The sequence below is a fragment of the Vibrio sp. 2132-1 genome, assembly GCF_033344315.1.
Map to the genome: position 1 here is coordinate 98,095 of NZ_JAWPON010000010.1, position 18,118 is coordinate 116,212.

At 43.3% G+C, this 18,118-nt stretch carries 18 protein-coding genes; 13 read left to right on the forward strand and 5 right to left on the reverse strand.

The genetic code is table 11. The annotated features are described in order from the left end of the window. Positions 1–57: 57 nt before the first annotated feature. Positions 58–528 carry an anaerobic ribonucleoside-triphosphate reductase-activating protein gene (nrdG, locus tag R8N47_RS13040; protein ID WP_005376213.1) on the forward strand — a complete coding sequence of 157 codons (471 nt, stop codon included), beginning with the start codon at positions 58–60 and terminating at the stop codon, positions 526–528. Positions 529–612: 84 nt separating this feature from the next. On the opposite strand, the gene R8N47_RS13045 is transcribed toward nrdG, so the two are convergent. Next, the gene (locus R8N47_RS13045; RefSeq protein WP_054575442.1) at positions 613–1,998 is read right to left on the reverse strand and encodes an MATE family efflux transporter; all 1,386 of its coding nucleotides are present in this window, start codon (positions 1,996–1,998) and stop codon (positions 613–615) included. Positions 1,999–2,118: 120 nt separating this feature from the next. Here R8N47_RS13045 and R8N47_RS13050 point away from each other — a divergent pair, with 120 nt between their 5' ends. From R8N47_RS13050 to R8N47_RS13060, 3 genes are all read left to right on the forward strand, one after another. Next, positions 2,119–2,976: an AraC family transcriptional regulator gene (locus tag R8N47_RS13050; RefSeq protein ID WP_005388028.1), complete on the forward strand. Its 858-nt coding sequence runs from the start codon at positions 2,119–2,121 to the stop codon at positions 2,974–2,976. Between the two features lie 155 nt (positions 2,977–3,131). After that, entirely contained in the window at positions 3,132–4,319 is a 1,188-nt protein-coding gene (locus R8N47_RS13055; protein ID WP_064354794.1) for an aromatic amino acid transaminase, read from the forward strand. An 11-nt stretch (positions 4,320–4,330) separates the two neighbouring features. Next, a complete protein-coding gene (locus tag R8N47_RS13060; protein ID WP_064354793.1) occupies positions 4,331–5,014 on the forward strand; it encodes an ATP-dependent zinc protease in 684 nt (227 codons plus the stop codon). A gap of 122 nt (positions 5,015–5,136) precedes the next feature. Here the strand turns inward: R8N47_RS13060 and R8N47_RS13065 are convergent, their stop codons facing one another. Further along, the gene (locus R8N47_RS13065; RefSeq protein ID WP_017634623.1) at positions 5,137–5,673 is read right to left on the reverse strand and encodes a hypothetical protein; all 537 of its coding nucleotides are present in this window, start codon (positions 5,671–5,673) and stop codon (positions 5,137–5,139) included. 154 nt (positions 5,674–5,827) lie between these two features. Beyond that, positions 5,828–6,202, reverse strand: a complete 375-nt coding sequence (locus R8N47_RS13070) for a YgiW/YdeI family stress tolerance OB fold protein (protein ID WP_005376220.1) — start codon at positions 6,200–6,202, stop codon at positions 5,828–5,830. 155 nt (positions 6,203–6,357) lie between these two features. Between R8N47_RS13070 and R8N47_RS13075 the strand changes: the two genes are divergently transcribed. The 4 genes from R8N47_RS13075 (at position 6,358) to modC (ending at position 10,454) form a co-directional block, all read left to right on the forward strand. After that, entirely contained in the window at positions 6,358–7,809 is a 1,452-nt protein-coding gene (locus R8N47_RS13075; RefSeq protein WP_064354792.1) for a cobyric acid synthase, read from the forward strand. A 69-nt stretch (positions 7,810–7,878) separates the two neighbouring features. After that, positions 7,879–8,634, forward strand: coding sequence for a molybdate ABC transporter substrate-binding protein (modA, locus tag R8N47_RS13080; RefSeq protein WP_017634622.1), 756 nt, complete (start codon positions 7,879–7,881; stop codon positions 8,632–8,634). A gap of 27 nt (positions 8,635–8,661) precedes the next feature. Next, positions 8,662–9,351: a molybdate ABC transporter permease subunit gene (gene modB / locus R8N47_RS13085; RefSeq protein WP_054575444.1), complete on the forward strand. Its 690-nt coding sequence runs from the start codon at positions 8,662–8,664 to the stop codon at positions 9,349–9,351. Further along, positions 9,348–10,454 (forward strand): molybdenum ABC transporter ATP-binding protein ModC, encoded by a 1,107-nt coding sequence (gene modC, locus R8N47_RS13090; RefSeq protein WP_005376229.1) that lies wholly within the window; start codon positions 9,348–9,350, stop codon positions 10,452–10,454. Before modB ends, modC begins: the two co-directional genes overlap by 4 nt. 76 nt (positions 10,455–10,530) lie before the next feature. Here the strand turns inward: modC and R8N47_RS13095 are convergent, their stop codons facing one another. Continuing rightward, positions 10,531–10,968: a DUF3069 domain-containing protein gene (locus R8N47_RS13095; protein WP_005376232.1), complete on the reverse strand. Its 438-nt coding sequence runs from the start codon at positions 10,966–10,968 to the stop codon at positions 10,531–10,533. 273 nt (positions 10,969–11,241) lie between these two features. On the opposite strand from R8N47_RS13095, the gene R8N47_RS13100 reads away from it, so the two are divergent. Beyond that, entirely contained in the window at positions 11,242–12,201 is a 960-nt protein-coding gene (locus tag R8N47_RS13100; RefSeq protein WP_017634619.1) for a diguanylate cyclase, read from the forward strand. A 247-nt stretch (positions 12,202–12,448) separates the two neighbouring features. Here R8N47_RS13100 and R8N47_RS13105 read toward each other — a convergent pair whose 3' ends face one another. Next, positions 12,449–13,687 carry a sensor domain-containing diguanylate cyclase gene (locus R8N47_RS13105; RefSeq protein WP_064354791.1) on the reverse strand — a complete coding sequence of 413 codons (1,239 nt, stop codon included), beginning with the start codon at positions 13,685–13,687 and terminating at the stop codon, positions 12,449–12,451. Positions 13,688–13,940: 253 nt separating this feature from the next. Between R8N47_RS13105 and R8N47_RS13110 the strand changes: the two genes are divergently transcribed. The 4 genes from R8N47_RS13110 to pntB all read left to right on the forward strand — a co-directional run bounded on the left by R8N47_RS13110 (position 13,941) and on the right by pntB (position 18,008). Next, the gene (locus tag R8N47_RS13110) at positions 13,941–14,309 is read left to right on the forward strand and encodes a late competence development ComFB family protein (RefSeq protein ID WP_053303639.1); all 369 of its coding nucleotides are present in this window, start codon (positions 13,941–13,943) and stop codon (positions 14,307–14,309) included. A 41-nt stretch (positions 14,310–14,350) separates the two neighbouring features. Then, positions 14,351–14,632 (forward strand): HlyU family transcriptional regulator, encoded by a 282-nt coding sequence (locus tag R8N47_RS13115; RefSeq protein WP_005376244.1) that lies wholly within the window; start codon positions 14,351–14,353, stop codon positions 14,630–14,632. Between the two features lie 434 nt (positions 14,633–15,066). Further along, a complete protein-coding gene (locus tag R8N47_RS13120) occupies positions 15,067–16,623 on the forward strand; it encodes a Re/Si-specific NAD(P)(+) transhydrogenase subunit alpha (protein WP_064354790.1) in 1,557 nt (518 codons plus the stop codon). 8 nt (positions 16,624–16,631) lie between these two features. Then, on the forward strand, positions 16,632–18,008 hold the full coding sequence (gene pntB, locus R8N47_RS13125) for a Re/Si-specific NAD(P)(+) transhydrogenase subunit beta (protein WP_005376248.1): 1,377 nt from the start codon (positions 16,632–16,634) through the stop codon (positions 18,006–18,008). Positions 18,009–18,118: the final 110 nt, after the last annotated feature.

The following is an 18,118-nucleotide window of genomic DNA, read 5'->3' on the forward strand; positions in this document are numbered from 1 at the left end:
TGAAAATCAACTTTAAACAGGTTGATTTTCTCTTTCGCGATAACACAGAGACGCATTATGAATTACCACCAATACTATCCAATTGACGTTGTTAACGGACCGGGTACGCGCTGCACGCTGTTTGTGTCGGGTTGTGTGCATCAGTGCCGTGGCTGTTATAACCAGTCGACGCAACGTTTGGATTCTGGTGTACTTTTCACGCAAGAAGCGGAAGACAAAATCATCGCTGACTTAAACGACACGCGTATCAAACGCCGTGGCTTGTCGTTGTCGGGTGGAGATCCGCTTCACCCTGCTAATGTGCCTCATATTTTGAAGATAGTGAAAAGGGTGAGAGAGGAGTGCCCAGGTAAAGACATTTGGGTTTGGACAGGCTACACGCTGACGGAACTGAATGACGCGCAAAGGGAAGTGGTGCAATACATTGATGTTTTGATTGATGGTAAGTTTGAACAAGATAAGAAAGACCTCAATCTCGAATGGCGTGGCAGTTCAAACCAAATCATTCATCGCTTTACGGACATCTAATCAAGCATTCTCCGCACATAAAAAGGGCTCACGCGTACATAACGGGTGAGCCCTTTTGGTGTGAGTTCGTTAATGTCTTTTTGGTTACGCTGTCACCGATTGGTCATCTTCAACCATATTATTTATCCAACGTTTAGATTGAATACGGTAAGTCGTCAGCACGCCTTTCACTAACTCTTCCGCGAGCAGAGACATCAAGACAAAATGCAAAGGCAGCCCTAACACCATGCCTGTGTAATAAGTAAGGGGGATGCCAATAGCCCACTGACCGAACGTGTCGATGAAAATGCTATAGCGAATATCAGCGCCACTCTTTAGTACGCCGCCAATCCCAACCATGTTAAACACCCTCAAAATCATACCTAACGCCATGACTAAACATACGTTAAGTGCCATATCTGCATCGGTTAGCGGGCTCAGTACCAATAGGTGATGAATCATGGGCGAGCTCAACCACACTAGGAAAAACAGCAAGGTGGCTAAGATTGCGCTGGTTAACACATACCACCACGCCGTTTTCTCGACTCGGTCATAATGTGTTGCACCAATATCATTCCCAAGAAGAACGGATGCAGCGACCGCAAATCCCATAAAGGTTGAAATCAGTACCCCTTCAATCGGTGATAAGAATGAGATGATCGCCAGTTCTGAAACGCCCAATTGACCATAGATGATGCTGTAAACGATCAATCCACCAGTCCAAAGCGCATCGTGGACCAACATGGGTAAAGAAACCTTAAAGTACTTTTTTCGATACTGTTTTAAGCGGCCTTGTACCCAATCGAACTTAGTCGGAATTAGGTAAGCATATCGTTTGTAGAAAAAATAAATCAAGACGGCGGTTTGGAAAAATCGAGAAACAAAACTACCTACGGCTGCACCAAACACGCCCCATTGAGGGAAACCAAATAAACCAAAAATCAAAACATAATTAAGCGCGACGTTAACGACAATGGCGGAGATACTAACGTTGGTTGCCAGTTTGGTTTGGCCCACGGAGCGCAATACCGCTTCAATCGGTACTACTATCGCCGTAGCAATGAGGCTAAAGCCCGTAACCACAAGATAATCACGTGCATAAGTGACGTATTCAGGATCGTCTGACATAAAAGAGACGATCTCTTCATCAAAAATCGCATAAAGAACGATAAACGGCAGCGTCACCAAAATGGAAATAAACCAAGATTGCGCCAACGTTCTGCGAATTCCGGCTAGGTTTCCTGAGCCGTAGTATTGAGAAGCAAGTACGGTAACTGCACCGCACAGGCCAAAGACAACCGCTAGGTTGAAGAAAAAGATACGATTTCCAACTCCAACTGCTGCCGTTGCAGATTCTCCGAGTAGGCTTACCATGAAAATATCCACGACGCCGAGCAAAGCAAAAAGCATGGACTGAAGTGAAACAGGTAGGCCAATCGTAATCAGCTTTTGCCAAAATGCTTTATCGATGTATTCGCGTGTTAAGAGCATCGCATTTCTCCTTAAAGATTAATGCGAGTAGTTTATCCTCATGATTTGGCAGTGTATTTTTCAAAGGAATCCAAAACCTTTGTAAAACTCTCTACTAACGCACATGTGAGCCAATAAATCATGGAAGATAAACAAGAACGCTACGCGATTTCAGAAAAAACTTATCAAGAGTTTATTGATCACAGTCGAGTATTAGCACTTGAGGAGAGAGGCATTGTGCAGTGCGGCATTGCCACTTGTCGTGACTTCTTCTCTGTTTATCGTAAAAACCAAAAGAAACACATGCTGCTCTATACGGTGCGTGGTAAAGGGTGGCTAGAGAGTGGGACTTATCGATACGATTTGGAACCGGGCTCGTTGATTACAGTACCCGCAGGTGTTGAAAACGGTTTTGGTATAGAAGAAGAACCTTGGCAGATCGCGTGGCTTTTTCTTGCTCCTGATAGAGAGTGGCCGATATTAGAATGTGATGTTCGCTATCAGCTTTCATCTACACCTGAAGTGATGTATGCATGTATCCAAACACTACTACGCAGCATTCACCTTCCAATCGATTATGGTGGTGCGGTAGGTGAGCATAGTGTGGCTCAGTTAGAGCTGATGTTAAACATGCCGCCCTCAGAGTCGATATCACGCAGCCAATTGAGGCTTCGGCGTGTATTTGACCTTGTCCAACGTCAGCTCCATAAGGATTGGAGCGTTGAGCAGGTGGCGGCTCTATATCCATGTTCGGAGCCTCATTTGCATCGACTGACTCAAAAGCAGTTTGGTCGAAGCCCAATGGCACATTTAACGCGTATGCGCATGGAATATGCTGCTAGGTTACTTCGTTCAACAGAATGGCCAATTCAGCATATTGGAGAAATAGTCGGATATCCGACCAGCGCTAACTTTAGTACACGTTTTAAAGCGTGGTCGACCATGACACCAAGAGAGTTTAGAAAAAACGGTAGAGTGGATTGGTACGACGAGGAGTGAATCGTTCTTTTTCTGAACGATAGAGCGCACAAAACTCACCGCAATCCAGAATTTTGTTCTCTAATTGATGAAATAAGTGAAAAATCATTTCGTCATTTTTTGCGATGGTGTTAACGTGAGGTTCGGTACTTGAATTTCAAAGGGTTATGACTTTCATGTTTTCTAATCTCCCAACTCCCGTATTAGATCCTATTTTATCTCTATCCGTTGCATACCGTAACGATGAACGTCCAAACAAGGTTGACCTTGGCATTGGCGTATACAAAAACAGCGCAGGCGAAACGCCGATTATGAAAGCCATTCAAATGGCGCAGGATGTCGTTGTTGAAACTCAAAAAACCAAGTCTTATGTTGGTCTTGCGGGTTGCGAAGAATTTAATAAAAGCATGATCGATTTGCTGCTGACGGGAACGTCTGCAATGGATCGTGTTGCAGCTATTCAAACGCCAGGTGCAAGTGGTGCGCTGCGTATGCTCGGTGATCTAATGAAGATCGCACAGCCAGATACGACGGTTTGGATTTCCAACCCAAGCTACGTAAACCACAAGCCAGTGATGGAAGCAGCAGGCCTTAAAGTTAAGTTCTACCACTATTTCTCTTCGGAAACGAAACAAGTAGACACCGCAAAAATGATGGATGATCTTGCGAAAGCTGGGCCTTCAGATGTGGTACTTCTTCATGGTTGTTGCCACAACCCAACTGGTGCAGATATTGACTTCTCTGCTTGGCAAGCCATTACAGAATTGTCGCAGAAGAACGGTTTCATCCCATTTGTGGACATTGCTTACCAAGGCTTCGGTGATGGCCTAGAAGAAGACGCAAAAGGTCTTCGTTTTATGGCAGATAACGTTGAAGAGATGTTGATTACTACTTCATGTTCGAAGAACTTTGGTCTGTACCGTGAACGAACTGGTGCTGCGATTGTGGTTGGTAAGAACATGCATGATGTAACCAATGCAAAAGGTAAACTCCTCACTCTAGCTCGCTCGACTTACACGATGCCACCCGACCATGGTGCAGCTTTAGTCAAGACCATTCTGCAAGATGACAATCTCACTTCCGTTTGGAAGCAAGAATTGACTGAAATGCAACATCGTTTGGTTAGCCTTCGTCAAAGTTTGTGTAACGAGTTGAGAAACAACCATAATACAGATCAATTTGATTTCATTGAGGGTCACAAAGGCATGTTTACTGTGCTAGGCTTTAGTGGAAACCAAATGGCGCAACTGCGTGAAGATTATGGCATTTATGGTGTTGGCGATGGTCGAATTAACATTGCCGGACTTACCGAAACTCATATTCCATACGTAGCGGACGCAATTAAGAAAGTATCTCAAGCTTAATTGGAGTGTGGATGAAAAACTGGAAACTGATTCTGCCGCTTATGATGAGCGGCAGTTTAATTGCTTGTACGTCAACTCAAACGACGCAGGAACCTGTTGAGCCAGAGTCGCCAAAGGTCGAAGCGCCCGTTAAAGTCGAGCCAGAAGTGAAACCTGATGTAGATCCAAAGCCAGAGGTGGAGCCCAAACCAGAAGCGAAACCTGAGAAAAAGCCGGAACCAAAGCCTAAGAAGCCAGTCAAGGTCACAAAAACACCCGATGGCATGTTAATTCTTGGTTCTGAAGAATGGGTTTATGTTCCTGAAATTGACCAGACTTTCAAGGCTAGAGTCGATACAGGTGCGACAACATCATCAATTAGTGCGACTGACATTGTTCCGTTTGAGCGTGATGGTAAAGACTGGGTTAAATTTAAGATAGATTTAGGTGACAAAGACACCAAAGAATTTAAAGTACCCGTTGAGCGCTGGGCTAAAGTTAAGCAGTCTTCGTCAGAAGAGGTGGATAAACGAGCGGTGGTAAAAGCCTACATTACCGTTGGGGATCACAAAGAAAAGACAGAGTTTACGTTAGCGGATCGCGGACATATGACGTTTCCAATTTTGCTTGGTCGAAGCTTTTTTAGAGATATTGCCGTTGTGGATGTATCGAAAAAATATGTGCAAGATAAACCTAAAAAAACCGCTAAAAACTGATGTATTAAAGCTAGTTTCTGCTACAAGCTAATAATTCTTGATTAGCAAAAAATGGCCTCCAAAATCGGAGGCTATTTTTATTGAATCATATGCTTGCTTGTGATGCCTGGTAGTCATATCCACTAAAATGCAAAACGAGCAGACATTACAATTTGCTGGCCATAGACACCATTATTTTTGAAATCTGCACCAAGCGATAGTTGTTGAGTTGAGTGGAATCGTGCGCCCAGATTGTAAATGGTGTTCGAATCGTCATTATCTATGATTTGGCCGATACGGCCATGTAGCTCAACATTTTGCATAAACCAAATACGAGTGCCAATATTCACTTCCGTGCGCCACTCGTCACCCACTTTATCACTGCCGTTCTCTTTAATGTTGTGTACCAACATTTGGCCATAAATATCTGCAAATTGGCCTGCTGGCCCATTAAAGCCTATACCACCAGCAATGTCCCAGTCTCCGCTAAACTCACTGTCTGCGCGAGCAATGAAATGGGTATTCTCTGTAAAGTAGGTATTGAACTCGCCACCAAATGTACCAGGGCTAGTGCCCATGCGAAATTCCATCGTGTTGTAGTTGAAATTATTTGCATGTGCGGAAAGTGGCAAAATAGCACACAAACCAAAGGCTGCAACCTTTAGAGCTTTACCTAGCATGGTGTCTCCGGGCAAGATGATTAAAATGAACAAAAAAATGGTCTGCAAAAAGCAGACCAAGATTGATAAAGCTATCATTTTAAGTGCTTGCCGTCACTATTTAGCTGTAATCGTCACTACATCATGTTGATATGCACAGCAATCGGGGTTTGTTTTACATGACTACGAGTTGTTCGACTTCAATCTCTGGTTTGTTCCCGCCTTCAAATTCGCCAAACAGACGGACTTTAGTCGTGTGATCAATCGGAGTATTTAGCTGAATATCGTCATCGAGTTCGACCATCACTTCACCGGAACCATCGCTAAAGACAAACTTATCCGCGCGAACTTGACGCAATAAGTTACCTTCAACGACCACATCTTTTTCAGTAAACATATTGGAGTCGTTTAGCAAGGCATCCAATTTTTCCACAGTGACAGGACCGTTAAACTGCAAGTTTGATTGGTTTTGAGCGTTATCTTTCGCGAACGCGATAGAAGGAGCAATAGCTAAGGCGGCGATTGTTGCGATAATTGTATTCTTTTTCATGTTACATCCTCATCGGTTTGTTTTGATGGGGTCATTAAAACAGGGCTTGTTTGAACCAATGATGATTTCAACATTCATATTCTATTCATTTGCTTGAGTAAGTGGGGACGATGACGTTATGATTGTTCATCTTCCTCTATTCCTTACGAATGTTCATGAAATCAGCGATCCCATCTTTAATGGTTCAAGGCACCACTTCGGATGCCGGAAAAAGTGTCCTTGTGGCAGGTTTATGCCGTGTATTAGCAAGAAAAGGGATAAATGTTGCCCCATTTAAGCCACAAAACATGGCACTAAATAGTGCGGTAACCAAAGATGGCGGTGAAATAGGTCGAGCACAGGCCGTTCAGGCACAGGCGTGTAATATTGAGCCAACCGTACATATGAATCCGGTTTTGATTAAACCTAACAGTGATACAGGTGCTCAGATCATTTTGCAGGGTAAGGCGATTTCCAATATGGATGCGGCTGGTTTTCATGATTACAAGAAAGTGGCGATGGACACGGTGTTAGATTCCTTCTCTCGTCTGACTCAAGAATTTGATTCGATCATTATCGAGGGCGCGGGGAGTCCTGCTGAAATCAATTTACGAGAAGGCGATATTGCAAACATGGGTTTTGCTGAGGCCGCTGATGTACCAGTGATCATTGTTGCTGATATTGATCGTGGTGGAGTGTTTGCACATTTGTACGGAACACTTGCGCTACTTTCTGAATCTGAACAAGCGCGAGTAAAAGGATTTGTTATCAACCGTTTTCGAGGTGATATTCGTTTATTGCAATCGGGCCTCGATTGGCTAGAAGAAAAAACAGGTAAACCTGTACTTGGTGTACTTCCTTTTCTCCATGGTTTGACTTTAGAAGCAGAAGACGCGATCACTGCGCAGCAAGAGTTGCACTCTGAGGTAAAACTGAATGTTGTTGTGCCTGTTTTAACCCGGATTAGTAATCATACTGATTTTGATGTGCTGCGATTGAATCCAGACATCAATCTACGTTATGTAGGTAAAGGCGAAAAAATAGATAAAGCCGACCTGGTTATTTTGCCTGGGACCAAATCAGTGAGAGACGATCTGGAGTATCTAAGAAGCCAAGGGTGGGATAACGATATCTTGCGTCATATTCGTCTTGGTGGAAAAGTGATTGGTATCTGTGGAGGCTACCAGATGCTTGGAAACTTGATTGATGATCCAAACGGCGTCGAAGGCCAACCAGGTCAAAGCGAAGGACTTGGGTTGCTTGATATCACTACGACGCTAACTAACAGCAAACAGCTTACAAACACACAAGCACAGCTTTCTCTTAACGGCAAAACAGCCAATGTAAAGGGTTATGAAATCCACGTAGGGCGAAGTGAAGTACGGGGCCTGCAACCTCTTACATTCAGTTCCGGTGAAGCGGAGGGGGCGATCAGCGAGTGTGGCCAAATCATGGGAACCTACCTTCACGGGTTCTTTGACGAGGCAGATGTCTTAAGCCTGGTATCAGAATGGGTAAACGGCACCCAAATCAAACAACAAGACTTTGAAGAGTTAAAGGAACAAGGCATGAATCGCATCGCAGATGCGATAGAACAACATATGCGCCTTGATTTTTTGTTTAAATAGCACATTAACTGATTGAACTTTATATTCAAATAACCTGTTCTTTCGCTTGCCTTGTATTGGAGTATCTCTATGAAAGCATGGAAACAGCATGCTTGCCTTGCGGCAGTATTAAGCATTTCATTTTCAGCAAACGCAGCAACGAACCTAAAAGTGTATGCAGCCTCTTCTATGACGAATGCGATTAACGAGATCGCGCAAAACTTTGAAGAAAAGTATGACGTTTCTATCACTCCCGTTTATGGTGGTTCTTCTTCTATCGCTCGACAAATTATCAATGGCGCACCAGCGGATGTATTCATTTCTGCGAACACGAAATGGATGGATTATTTGGTCGATAAAGACGTCATTTTTCGTGACAATGTCACAAATCTAGTGCGCAATAGCTTAGTGTTGATTGCTCCCCAGTCTTCAGAATTAACCTCATTTAACTTTTCTGATGCAAAGGCATGGGAGAAGGCATTGCATGGAAATCGTCTTGCTTTAGGCAATCCGACGTCAGTACCTGCTGGTATGTACGCGAAAGAGTCATTGACTACACTGGGTGTATGGAAAGCGGTTCAAACTCACGTCGCACCAGCAAAGAATGTGCGCTTAGCTTTGGCGTTGGTTGAACGTGGAGAAGCGCCTTTAGGTGTGGTCTACAAAACCGATGCTCAGTTAACTGATAAAGTCAAAATTGTCGGCGAATTTGCGAGTGATACGCATGCGGCTATTGTGTACCCGGCTGCAATTGTGAATGATTCTACTGAGTCGGAGCAGTTCTTCCAATACCTAAAATCGGACGAAGCCGCACGCGTTTTTGCTCAATATGGCTTTCAGCAATAAACCGGCCTTCAATTATAGGAACGAAGCGTGACAGAACTGGAATACCAAGCCTTAATGTTAAGCCTCAAAGTAGGCGCGTACGCAGTACTTTGGCTGATTCCTCTCGGCGTTTTTCTTGCTTGGCTACTTTCTCGAAAAACGTTCTTTGGTAAATCGATTCTCGATAGCTTAATTCATTTACCACTGGTATTGCCGCCAGTGGTAATCGGCTATTTATTGTTGATTTCTTTAGGACGACAAGGGGTCCTTGGAAAGTGGCTCTATGAAAACTTAGGGGTAGTATTTAGCTTTAATTGGAAAGGGGCAGTAGTCGCTTGTATTGTCGTGGCTTTGCCTTTGATGGTTCGTTCAGTACGCTTAAGCTTAGATAGCGTCGACCCTAAATTGGAGCACGCAGCCTCTACGTTAGGCGCTTCTCCTTTAAAAGTGTTTCTCACCATCACGTTACCACTGACCATTCCCGGAATTATTACGGGCACGATGCTGTCATTTGCTCGTAGTCTTGGCGAATTCGGGGCGACGATCAGTTTCGTCTCTAACATTCCGGGTGAGACCCAAACGATTCCGCTGGCAATGTACAACTTTATTGAAACGCCAGGTGCAGAAATGCAGGCGGCTCGTCTGTGTATCATTTCTATCGCGTTAGCCTTGTCTACATTAATGATCTCTGAATGGCTAAATCGTAAAGCGGCAAGCAGATTGGGTGCGAAGCAATGACGATTAAAGTCCAATTTAAACAAATGCTTGGTGAGACTGACTTCGACATCAAACTTAAGTTACCCTGTAATGGAATTAGTGCCTTGTTTGGACGATCTGGTGCAGGTAAAACGACGTTGATTAACATCATCAGCGGATTGGTCACTCCAAGGCAAGGGTATGTTGCGGTTGGTGAGCATGTTTTGTTTGACAGTGAACAGGGAATCAACCTACCAACGCACAAGCGTGGTATTGGTTATGTGTTTCAGGATTCACGTCTGTTTCCTCACTATTCGGTTCAAGGCAATTTGTTATATGGCGTTAAAGAAAAAGATGACGAGTATTTTGATGCAGTCACCGAACTCTTGTCTATCAAACCGTTACTAAAGCGCTTTCCGGTATCACTTTCTGGTGGTGAAAAGCAACGTGTTGCGATTGCGCGCGCATTGCTATCTAAACCCAATTTGCTTTTGATGGATGAGCCACTTGCCTCACTCGATATGCCAAGAAAGCGTGAGGTAATGCCTTTTCTTGAGGAGTTGTCGGAGAAGGTAAATATCCCTATTATCTATGTCACACACAGTCTCCAGGAAATTTTAAGGCTTGCTCAGCACCTTGCAATTATTGACCAAGGTAAAATTTCGAGTTCAGGTAAGCTTGAAGAAGTGTGGGCTTCTCATGCTATGCGTCCATGGCAATCTTTCTCAGATCAAAGCAGCTTATTTGAAGGCCGGATTGCTGAACATCATGAACGTTATGCACTGACTTGTATCAGCCTTGCACCTAATGTATTCCTGTGGGTGCAAAAGATTGACGGAACACCAGACACGCCAATACGCTTGCAAGTGCGTGCCAACGACGTTTCTATCACGCTCGAGCAGCCCAAGGCGACGTCGATTCGAAATATTCTGCCTGCTATTGTCGATTCCATCGAAGTGTTTAACGCAGCCGATGACAAACAGAGTATTAATGTATCACTCAAGCTAGACGAGAAATGTTATTTGTGGGCAACGATCACACCGTGGGCCCTTGACGATCTCAACCTAAAAATTGGTAGCCGTGTTTTTGCACAAATTAAAGGTGTCAGTGTGACACAAAAAGATATGGCACTAGCGCCTCATTAACCGTTTAGACTGATTTACGCTTCATGATCAAAAAAGGCCGCAAAGTGCGGCCTTTGTTACTAGAAGAATGTCGGAATTACTTCGCGAATACTTCTTTGAATTCACGCTTAAGAAGTGGGTCACGACGTGCTTTCTTAAGTTGCTTAACCATGTCTTTCACACAGTTGTGAAGCACATTATCAAGTAGTTGAGCACGGTATTCTTCTTTATCTTCATCTGTCATGTTTTCTGGCAGATTAAGAGTCGGAAACTCTTCCATCACATTAATACCAGCGAATGCTTGGCCTACAGAAACTAGAGCATGAAACTGTTCAAAGTTGTCTAGAATGTTCTGTGCACTTGCTGGCATTTCGTCCCATGATTCACGTACCGCTTCTTCAGACACTTCATGGATAGAGGTAACCATTTCGAACATTTGCTCTGGAACTTCGTCAAATTCGATAACTTTACGTAGCTCTGGAGAAATGCTGGCTAGATCGATTTTTTTGCTTTCGCTGTTAGTTGCTTCTGACATGGTGTGTCTCTCATTACAAAAAGGCGGGAATATTAATACCAAATGCATCAAATAGCTATACCCATTAGTCCGCAAGATGACCAAAGTGAATGAGTTTGTTGAACTTCTGCTCACAGGCTATGATTAGATAGGGTAACGTCCAGTCTAACTGCTTTATGCAATGGATTCCGTGATATTCAAACAAAAATATAGCACTTAATTATGAGTCGAATGCAACAACTCTATGAGTATGGTATATGTTTAATAAAGACATAATTAAAAATGGAACGCGTTATGCAACCGACAGGGACATCGATGCGAATCCTTCTGGTTGACGATGTTCAGCTAGACAGGATGCAGTTGGCTATTCGTCTAAAGCAACTTGGACATATTGTAAAAGCCGTAGGTAGTGGACTAGAGGCGTTAAATACCTACGAGAGTTTTGATCCGGAACTGGTGTTACTCGATATATCAATGCCAGATATGAACGGTTTTGAAGTCTCTCTTCATATAAGAGAAACGTTTCCGGATTGGATCCCAATTATTTTCTTGAGTAGTCACGAAGAGCCAGAAATGATTGCTAAAGCCATAGACGCGGGCGGTGATGACTATTTAATTAAGCCGGTAGATAAACTGGTACTGAACTCTAAACTTATCGCAATGCAGCGTATTGCTCATATGAGACGAGAGCTTAAGCAAGCGACAGCTCAATTAGAGCAAGTTAATCAACTTTTGACTCAACAAGCGAATGAAGATGGCCTAACCAAACTCTATAACCGCCGTTATATCGACCATAAGTTGGAATCGATGGTTGCATGGCATGGCCGTCACAATATGCCAATGGCTTTGATTCTATTGGACGTCGATTTTTTTAAACCGTTTAATGATAATTACGGTCATATTGAAGGCGACCGTTGCTTGCAAGCGATTGCGAATCAACTAAAGGCGACGTTTTGTCGCTCTGGGGAATATGTAGGTCGATATGGTGGAGAAGAGTTTGTTGTGTTGCTAGGGTGTACCGACACTCAAACAGCAGAAAGAGAAGCCGAGCGTATACAAGAGGCTATGTATTTTCTCGATTACCCACATGAGTATTCTAGTGTGTCAAATAGAGTGACAGTGTCACAGGGTGTTTTTGTTTTTCAACCAACAGGGAAAGAAGTGCAATCAGACTTGTATGCAACCGTTGATAAAGCACTATATACATCAAAATCTTTGGGAAGAAACACACATACTGTAGTTAATTCTTTTTAAAACAAAGTCTTATGAATACCACTTTTTTGTTGCGTTGTCACGTTTTGGTAATTCTTTTAAAGTTAACTCAAGTAAGATAAGCAAACAGTACGAACGGATGTCGCAATCGGGCGTATACCTTATACCTTTGATTAGATAGATAACATCGGGATAGTGGCAACGATGAGTGCAGTTGTTATGCTGATGGGGAAGTTCGGTTTTGTTTTAAACCCGGACAAGCTTGTTAACTTTCACTATTGGTGAGGGTCTAACGAAGCTTTATGCAGTTACGTCCGGCCTTTTTCGCTTTGTAAAGTGCTTCGTCCGCTAATTTAATGACGTCCAGAGGAGCTTGCCCATTCCGGCTATCAGCAACTCCGAAACTTGCGGTAACAAAAACCGACTTTCTTTTCGAACTGTTGCTACCACGACGTTTTTGTCCTTGTTTATGGTTCTCAGGGCGAGATTCTTCATCGCGTAATATCATCTCGTATTCTGCAATCGATTTACGAGCTTCTTCCAAAAAGTTCTTACATTCGTCAGCGTATTTGCCTTTGAAAACGATGGTAAATTCTTCTCCGCCAAATCGATAAACTTTTGCGCCGCCTGGGGTTTTAGTGAGGCGCGAAGCGACCATTTTTAGAACGTCATCACCAGTATCGTGACCGTAGGTGTCGTTAAACTTTTTAAAATGGTCAACATCAAGCATTGCGATCGTGAACTTCTTACCCATGTGTTTTAGATCGAGATCAAGTGCACGTCTGCTCGGAATCAGCGTTAGGCTATCGGTGAAAGCCAGTTGATGGCTAGCGGAAGCGGCATAAATAATGATAAGCAGCCCTGTTAGCGTAAACATGGTGCTTGATATGTACTGCACATCAAAGAAAATGAACGTCGCAGACGCCAATACCATGGCAGAGTAGGTCATCGCATGGATAATTTCATTCTTCTTTAAAACAAGAATTCCAAGAAAACAGACAATACCCACGCAATATAAAACAAGAATTAAAGGCAGTTTAGAGACCGTCGGTACAATAAATAAAATACCGCTTGTCCATTGTTCAAACCCTCCTTCAACGTAATATGCTAGCGTTAGATAAGACCAAAGAACGAACATTGCTAACATCAAGATGTAAGTCAACATGGCTCTGGAGTCAAAACCTTCTTTACTAAACAAAAATACCGTAAGAAACGAGACAGGAAGTAACGTGGCTAAAATGGTTAGCTCAAGTAAAGCGGTACCACTTTGAAGCGGGACTTGTAGGCGGTGCTGTATCACGAAATAGGCTAGCAACATTGCCAAGCACACCATGGACTCTCTGCCTTGCTTAAATGAATAACAAAGGAGTAGCGCACAACCTAATAGTATATACGGCAAGTTTGCGGCAATGCCCCAGTTTGCCTGAGTCATCTGAATAATGCTGTCCATGCCCGAACTCACTATGCCCAGTAGCAAAAAAGGGAATAAGAATCTGAAGCCTGATGAAGTCATTGACGATGAGGACATCTATTACAAACTGCCTGAAAATAGTTGACTATATAATTGGTTAGGTAAATCGTTTTATCAATATGGATATTTATCCGTTATTGAATTTCGAACTTTGAGAACTAGCAAGAATACGTCTATTTGTTCCTTTTCCCAAGTATTTTGGAAGACATTACGGCAAAAAGAGAGAGATTGATTAAATTAAGAGCAATCAATAAGTTGTTATAAACAAGTCGTTGCTATACTCATTTCATAGGAAAAAGGAGATTTACAGATGCAGATAAGCTCAGATGTGCACAATTACATGGAAACCTTAGTAGGCCAGGTTCTCAGTTTGCCCGAATTTTTAGAACAGTATGACAACGAACAGTTAGCCGATATTGCTTGCCTTGCGCTTATCCAGCTCAAGCCTGTCTATATCCGTCATGATATTGATTTTTTGTCTTCACTTCCTGAACAAAAATTAGGCCAGTTTAAGCAAAGCGCGGATATAGCGGTGAAAAACGCCGCAGAAATGGTGAAAGAAGACAGGCGTAAGAACCGAGAGTATGATGTGCCTGTAATTTTTTCCCATACTAGTTATGATGATGATAAAGAGTTGGATTGGTATGAAAAACCGATCCTTAACGTTAATATTAAGTAAGAGTCGCTCAGTTGACTAGTGAGCTGACCCAAGGAGGAATCGTGGGATTTTTTTCGCGTTTGTTTGGTGGTAGTGAGAAAACGGTTGAAGCCAAAAATATCGAACCAGTTGAATATAAAGGTTTCCTTATTTACCCAGAGAGCCTTTCAGAGGGCGGACAATATCGCATCGCTGGTCGAATAGAAAAGCATGACAATGATGAAGTGAAAACACATCGGTTTATTCGCTCCGATTTGCTTGGCTCAGAGCAAGATGCCAATGACCTTATGTTGAAGAAATCTCAAATGTTTATTGATCAAATGGGCGATAAAATCTTCGACTAGCAATTTACTGCAATTTGATTCCAGTCATCTTAAAAAGAGCCATTAGTGTATATGCTAGTGGCTCTTTCTTTTTAACGCTTAAATCTCTGTTAAGTCAGTATTTAATCGTTACCTGATTAGACCTCAGTCTAGTACGGTGTTGCGTTGTTATTTTTCGTGCACAGAGCGACAATCATTCATTACTTAGCGTTATATGTAATGAAATTTAGTATTTAAATTACAAAACACTTGAAGTAATGAGACGCGTTCGATACAAACAGAATAATAACAGGGCTGTTAGTCAAGGTGTTATTGTGCAAATGGGTGTCCCCAAACATCATCTTTCGTTTGCAATTGTCTTGCGTGGTAAACAGATAGAAATAAAAAAGAATTAGAGTAGAGCGACGCTCTGTTTTGGGACTAATTTATTGATATGTATACAAGGAGTATGCGTTTTGCAAATCGGTGTACCTAAAGAGATACTCGCGGGTGAATCGCGAGTGGCTGCATCGCCGAAGTCGGTTGAGCAGTTAATAAAATTGGGATTCGATGTCGCGATTGAATCCCAAGCGGGGGTGCTAGCGAGTTTCGATGATGCCGCTTATGAAGCAGCTGGTGCGAAAATCCTTTCTAGTGAAGAAGTTTGGGCATCTGGCCTTATTTTAAAAGTTAATGCGCCAATTGTGGATGATGAGCAAGGCATTGACGAAATTGCGTTACTGCAAGATGGAGCAACACTGGTTAGCTTTATTTGGCCGGCTCAAAATGCTGAGTTGATGGAACAACTTTCAAGTAAGAACATTAACGTTCTTGCCATGGATTCCGTTCCTCGTATCTCACGTGCACAAGCCTTAGACGCGCTATCTTCGATGGCTAATATCGCTGGTTATCGTGCAGTGGTTGAGGCAGCTCATGAGTTTGGTCGTTTCTTTACAGGTCAAATTACGGCTGCCGGTAAAGTACCTCCAGCGAAAGTATTGGTTGCGGGTGCTGGCGTCGCTGGCTTGGCGGCTATCGGTGCTGCAGGTAGCTTAGGTGCCATTGTCCGTGCGTTTGACGTCCGCCCAGAAGTAAAAGAGCAAGTTGAATCGATGGGCGCTGAGTTCCTGACCGTTGACTTTCAAGAAGAGTCAGGCTCTGGGGATGGCTACGCAAAAGAAATGTCTGATGACTTCAACAAAAAAGCGGCAGAGTTATACGCAGAGCAAGCTAAAGATGTTGATATCATTATTACGACCGCGCTCATCCCTGGTAAACCTGCGCCGAAGTTGATCACCAAAGAAATGGTCGACAGCATGAAAGCGGGCAGTGTAATTGTCGACTTGGCAGCTGCTAATGGTGGTAACTGTGAATATACAGTGAAAGACCAAGTTATCATGACGGATAACGGCGTAAAAATTGTTGGTTACACTGACATGGTTGGTCGTTTGCCAACACAATCTTCTCAGCTTTACGCGACAAACCTTGTCAATCTTCTAAAACTGCTGTGTAAAGAGAAAGATGGCAACATCAATATTGATTTTGAAGATGTTGTTATCCGTGGCGTTACCGTGGTGAAAGAAGGTGAAGTTACTTGGCCAGCGCCACCAATTCAGGTTTCAGCTCAGCCGCAAGTGAAACAAGAACAGCCTGTGAAGCCAGAGCCTAAAGTAGAAGAACCTACGTCTCCAACGAAGAAAATTATTGGTATGGCAGCGGCTGTTGGAGCCTTTGCATGGGTTGCATCGGTTGCTCCAGCAGCGTTTCTTTCTCACTTTACTGTATTTGTTCTAGCGTGTGTTGTCGGATACTACGTAGTATGGAATGTTACCCATGCACTTCATACTCCACTAATGTCAGTAACGAATGCTATCTCTGGCATTATTGTCGTTGGTGCATTACTGCAAATTGGACAAGGTAATGGCGTCGTTTCATTCCTATCTTTTATTGCCGTATTGATCGCGAGTATCAATATCTTCGGTGGTTTCACCGTCACCAAGCGTATGCTTGAAATGTTCCGCAAAGATAAATAGGAGTCACAATGTCTGCAGGATTAGTACAAGCAGCTTACATTGTTGCTGCATTATTTTTCATCATGAGTTTGGCGGGGCTTTCAAAGCAAGAGTCTGCTCGTAATGGTAACTACTACGGTATCGCTGGTATGACGATCGCGCTAATAGCGACGATCTTTAGCCCAGATGCGCAAGGTTTTGGTTGGATCATTATCGCGATGGCGATAGGTGGTGCGATCGGTATTTTCTATGCGAAGAAAGTAGAAATGACCGAGATGCCAGAACTGGTTGCGATTCTACACAGCTTTGTAGGTTTAGCTGCGGTTTTAGTTGGCTACAACAGTTACCTAGATGCGCCAGAAGCAGCAACACATGCTGAGCATGTTATCCACCTTGTAGAAGTATTCTTGGGTGTGTTCATCGGTGCCGTAACTTTCACCGGTTCAATTGTCGCATTTGGTAAGCTGCGTGGTGTGATTTCTTCGTCGCCACTTAACCTGCCTCATAAGCACAAAATGAACCTCGCAGCGGTTGTTATTTCTACGCTTCTTATGATCTACTTCGTAAAAGCAGATGGCAGCATGTTCGCTCTTATTGTGATGACTTTGATCGCGTTCGCATTCGGCTACCATTTAGTCGCTTCAATCGGTGGTGCTGATATGCCAGTTGTTGTCTCTATGTTGAACTCATACTCAGGTTGGGCAGCAGCGGCAGCAGGTTTCATGCTCGCAAATGATCTATTGATTGTAACAGGTGCTTTGGTAGGTTCATCAGGTGCGATTCTTTCTTACATCATGTGTAAAGCAATGAACCGTTCGTTTATCAGTGTTATTGCCGGTGGTTTTGGTCAAGAGATAGTGATTTCAGGTGACGAAGAGCAGGGCGAATATCGTGAAACAACGGCTGAAGAAGTTGCAGAGATGTTGAAGAACTCAAAATCAGTAATCATCACTCCAGGATATGGCATGGCAGTAGCTCAGGCACAATACCCTGTTCATGAAATTACTGATGTACTTCGTTCACAAGGTATTGAAGTTCGCTTTGGGATTCACCCAGTAGCGGGTCGTCTACCGGGGCATATGAATGTGTTACTCGCTGAAGCAAAAGTACCGTATGATATCGTTCTTGAAATGGATGAAATCAATGATGACTTTGCAGAAACCGATACCGTATTGGTTATCGGTGCTAACGATACGGTCAACCCAGCCGCACTGGAAGATCCGAACAGCCCAATCGCTGGTATGCCCGTATTGGAGGTATGGAACGCGAAAAACGTAGTGGTATTCAAGCGCTCAATGAATACTGGTTACGCAGGAGTACAGAACCCACTGTTCTTCAAAGAAAATACATCAATGCTATTTGGTGATGCGAAAGAAAGTGTTGAGTCTATTTTTAAAGCACTTTAACCATTCTTGATTTAAAACTATACAGGGTCAGCAATCGCTGGCCCTTTTTTGTTCCGTTTCAATGTTATAGTAATGCAAATCCTTCTGTTAGCAGATGTCAATTGCTTGTA

What these genes read in the sequence shown, in the direction of transcription:
- R8N47_RS13070 (WP_005376220.1), bottom strand. Translation starts at nt 6,202, where the DNA reads ATGAAAAAGAATACAATTATCGCAACAATCGCCGCCTTAGCTATTGCT.
- pntB (WP_005376248.1), top strand. Translation starts at nt 16,632, where the DNA reads ATGTCTGCAGGATTAGTACAAGCAGCTTACATTGTTGCTGCATTATTT.
- R8N47_RS13060 (WP_064354793.1), top strand. Translation starts at nt 4,331, where the DNA reads ATGAAAAACTGGAAACTGATTCTGCCGCTTATGATGAGCGGCAGTTTA.
- modA (WP_017634622.1), top strand. Translation starts at nt 7,879, where the DNA reads ATGAAAGCATGGAAACAGCATGCTTGCCTTGCGGCAGTATTAAGCATT.
- R8N47_RS13105 (WP_064354791.1), bottom strand. Translation starts at nt 13,687, where the DNA reads ATGTCCTCATCGTCAATGACTTCATCAGGCTTCAGATTCTTATTCCCT.
- R8N47_RS13050 (WP_005388028.1), top strand. Translation starts at nt 2,119, where the DNA reads ATGGAAGATAAACAAGAACGCTACGCGATTTCAGAAAAAACTTATCAA.
- R8N47_RS13065 (WP_017634623.1), bottom strand. Translation starts at nt 5,673, where the DNA reads ATGCTAGGTAAAGCTCTAAAGGTTGCAGCCTTTGGTTTGTGTGCTATT.
- R8N47_RS13055 (WP_064354794.1), top strand. Translation starts at nt 3,132, where the DNA reads ATGTTTTCTAATCTCCCAACTCCCGTATTAGATCCTATTTTATCTCTA.
- nrdG (WP_005376213.1), top strand. Translation starts at nt 58, where the DNA reads ATGAATTACCACCAATACTATCCAATTGACGTTGTTAACGGACCGGGT.
- modC (WP_005376229.1), top strand. Translation starts at nt 9,348, where the DNA reads ATGACGATTAAAGTCCAATTTAAACAAATGCTTGGTGAGACTGACTTC.
- R8N47_RS13110 (WP_053303639.1), top strand. Translation starts at nt 13,941, where the DNA reads ATGCAGATAAGCTCAGATGTGCACAATTACATGGAAACCTTAGTAGGC.
- R8N47_RS13095 (WP_005376232.1), bottom strand. Translation starts at nt 10,968, where the DNA reads ATGTCAGAAGCAACTAACAGCGAAAGCAAAAAAATCGATCTAGCCAGC.
- R8N47_RS13045 (WP_054575442.1), bottom strand. Translation starts at nt 1,998, where the DNA reads ATGCTCTTAACACGCGAATACATCGATAAAGCATTTTGGCAAAAGCTG.
- R8N47_RS13075 (WP_064354792.1), top strand. Translation starts at nt 6,358, where the DNA reads ATGAAATCAGCGATCCCATCTTTAATGGTTCAAGGCACCACTTCGGAT.
- R8N47_RS13100 (WP_017634619.1), top strand. Translation starts at nt 11,242, where the DNA reads ATGCAACCGACAGGGACATCGATGCGAATCCTTCTGGTTGACGATGTT.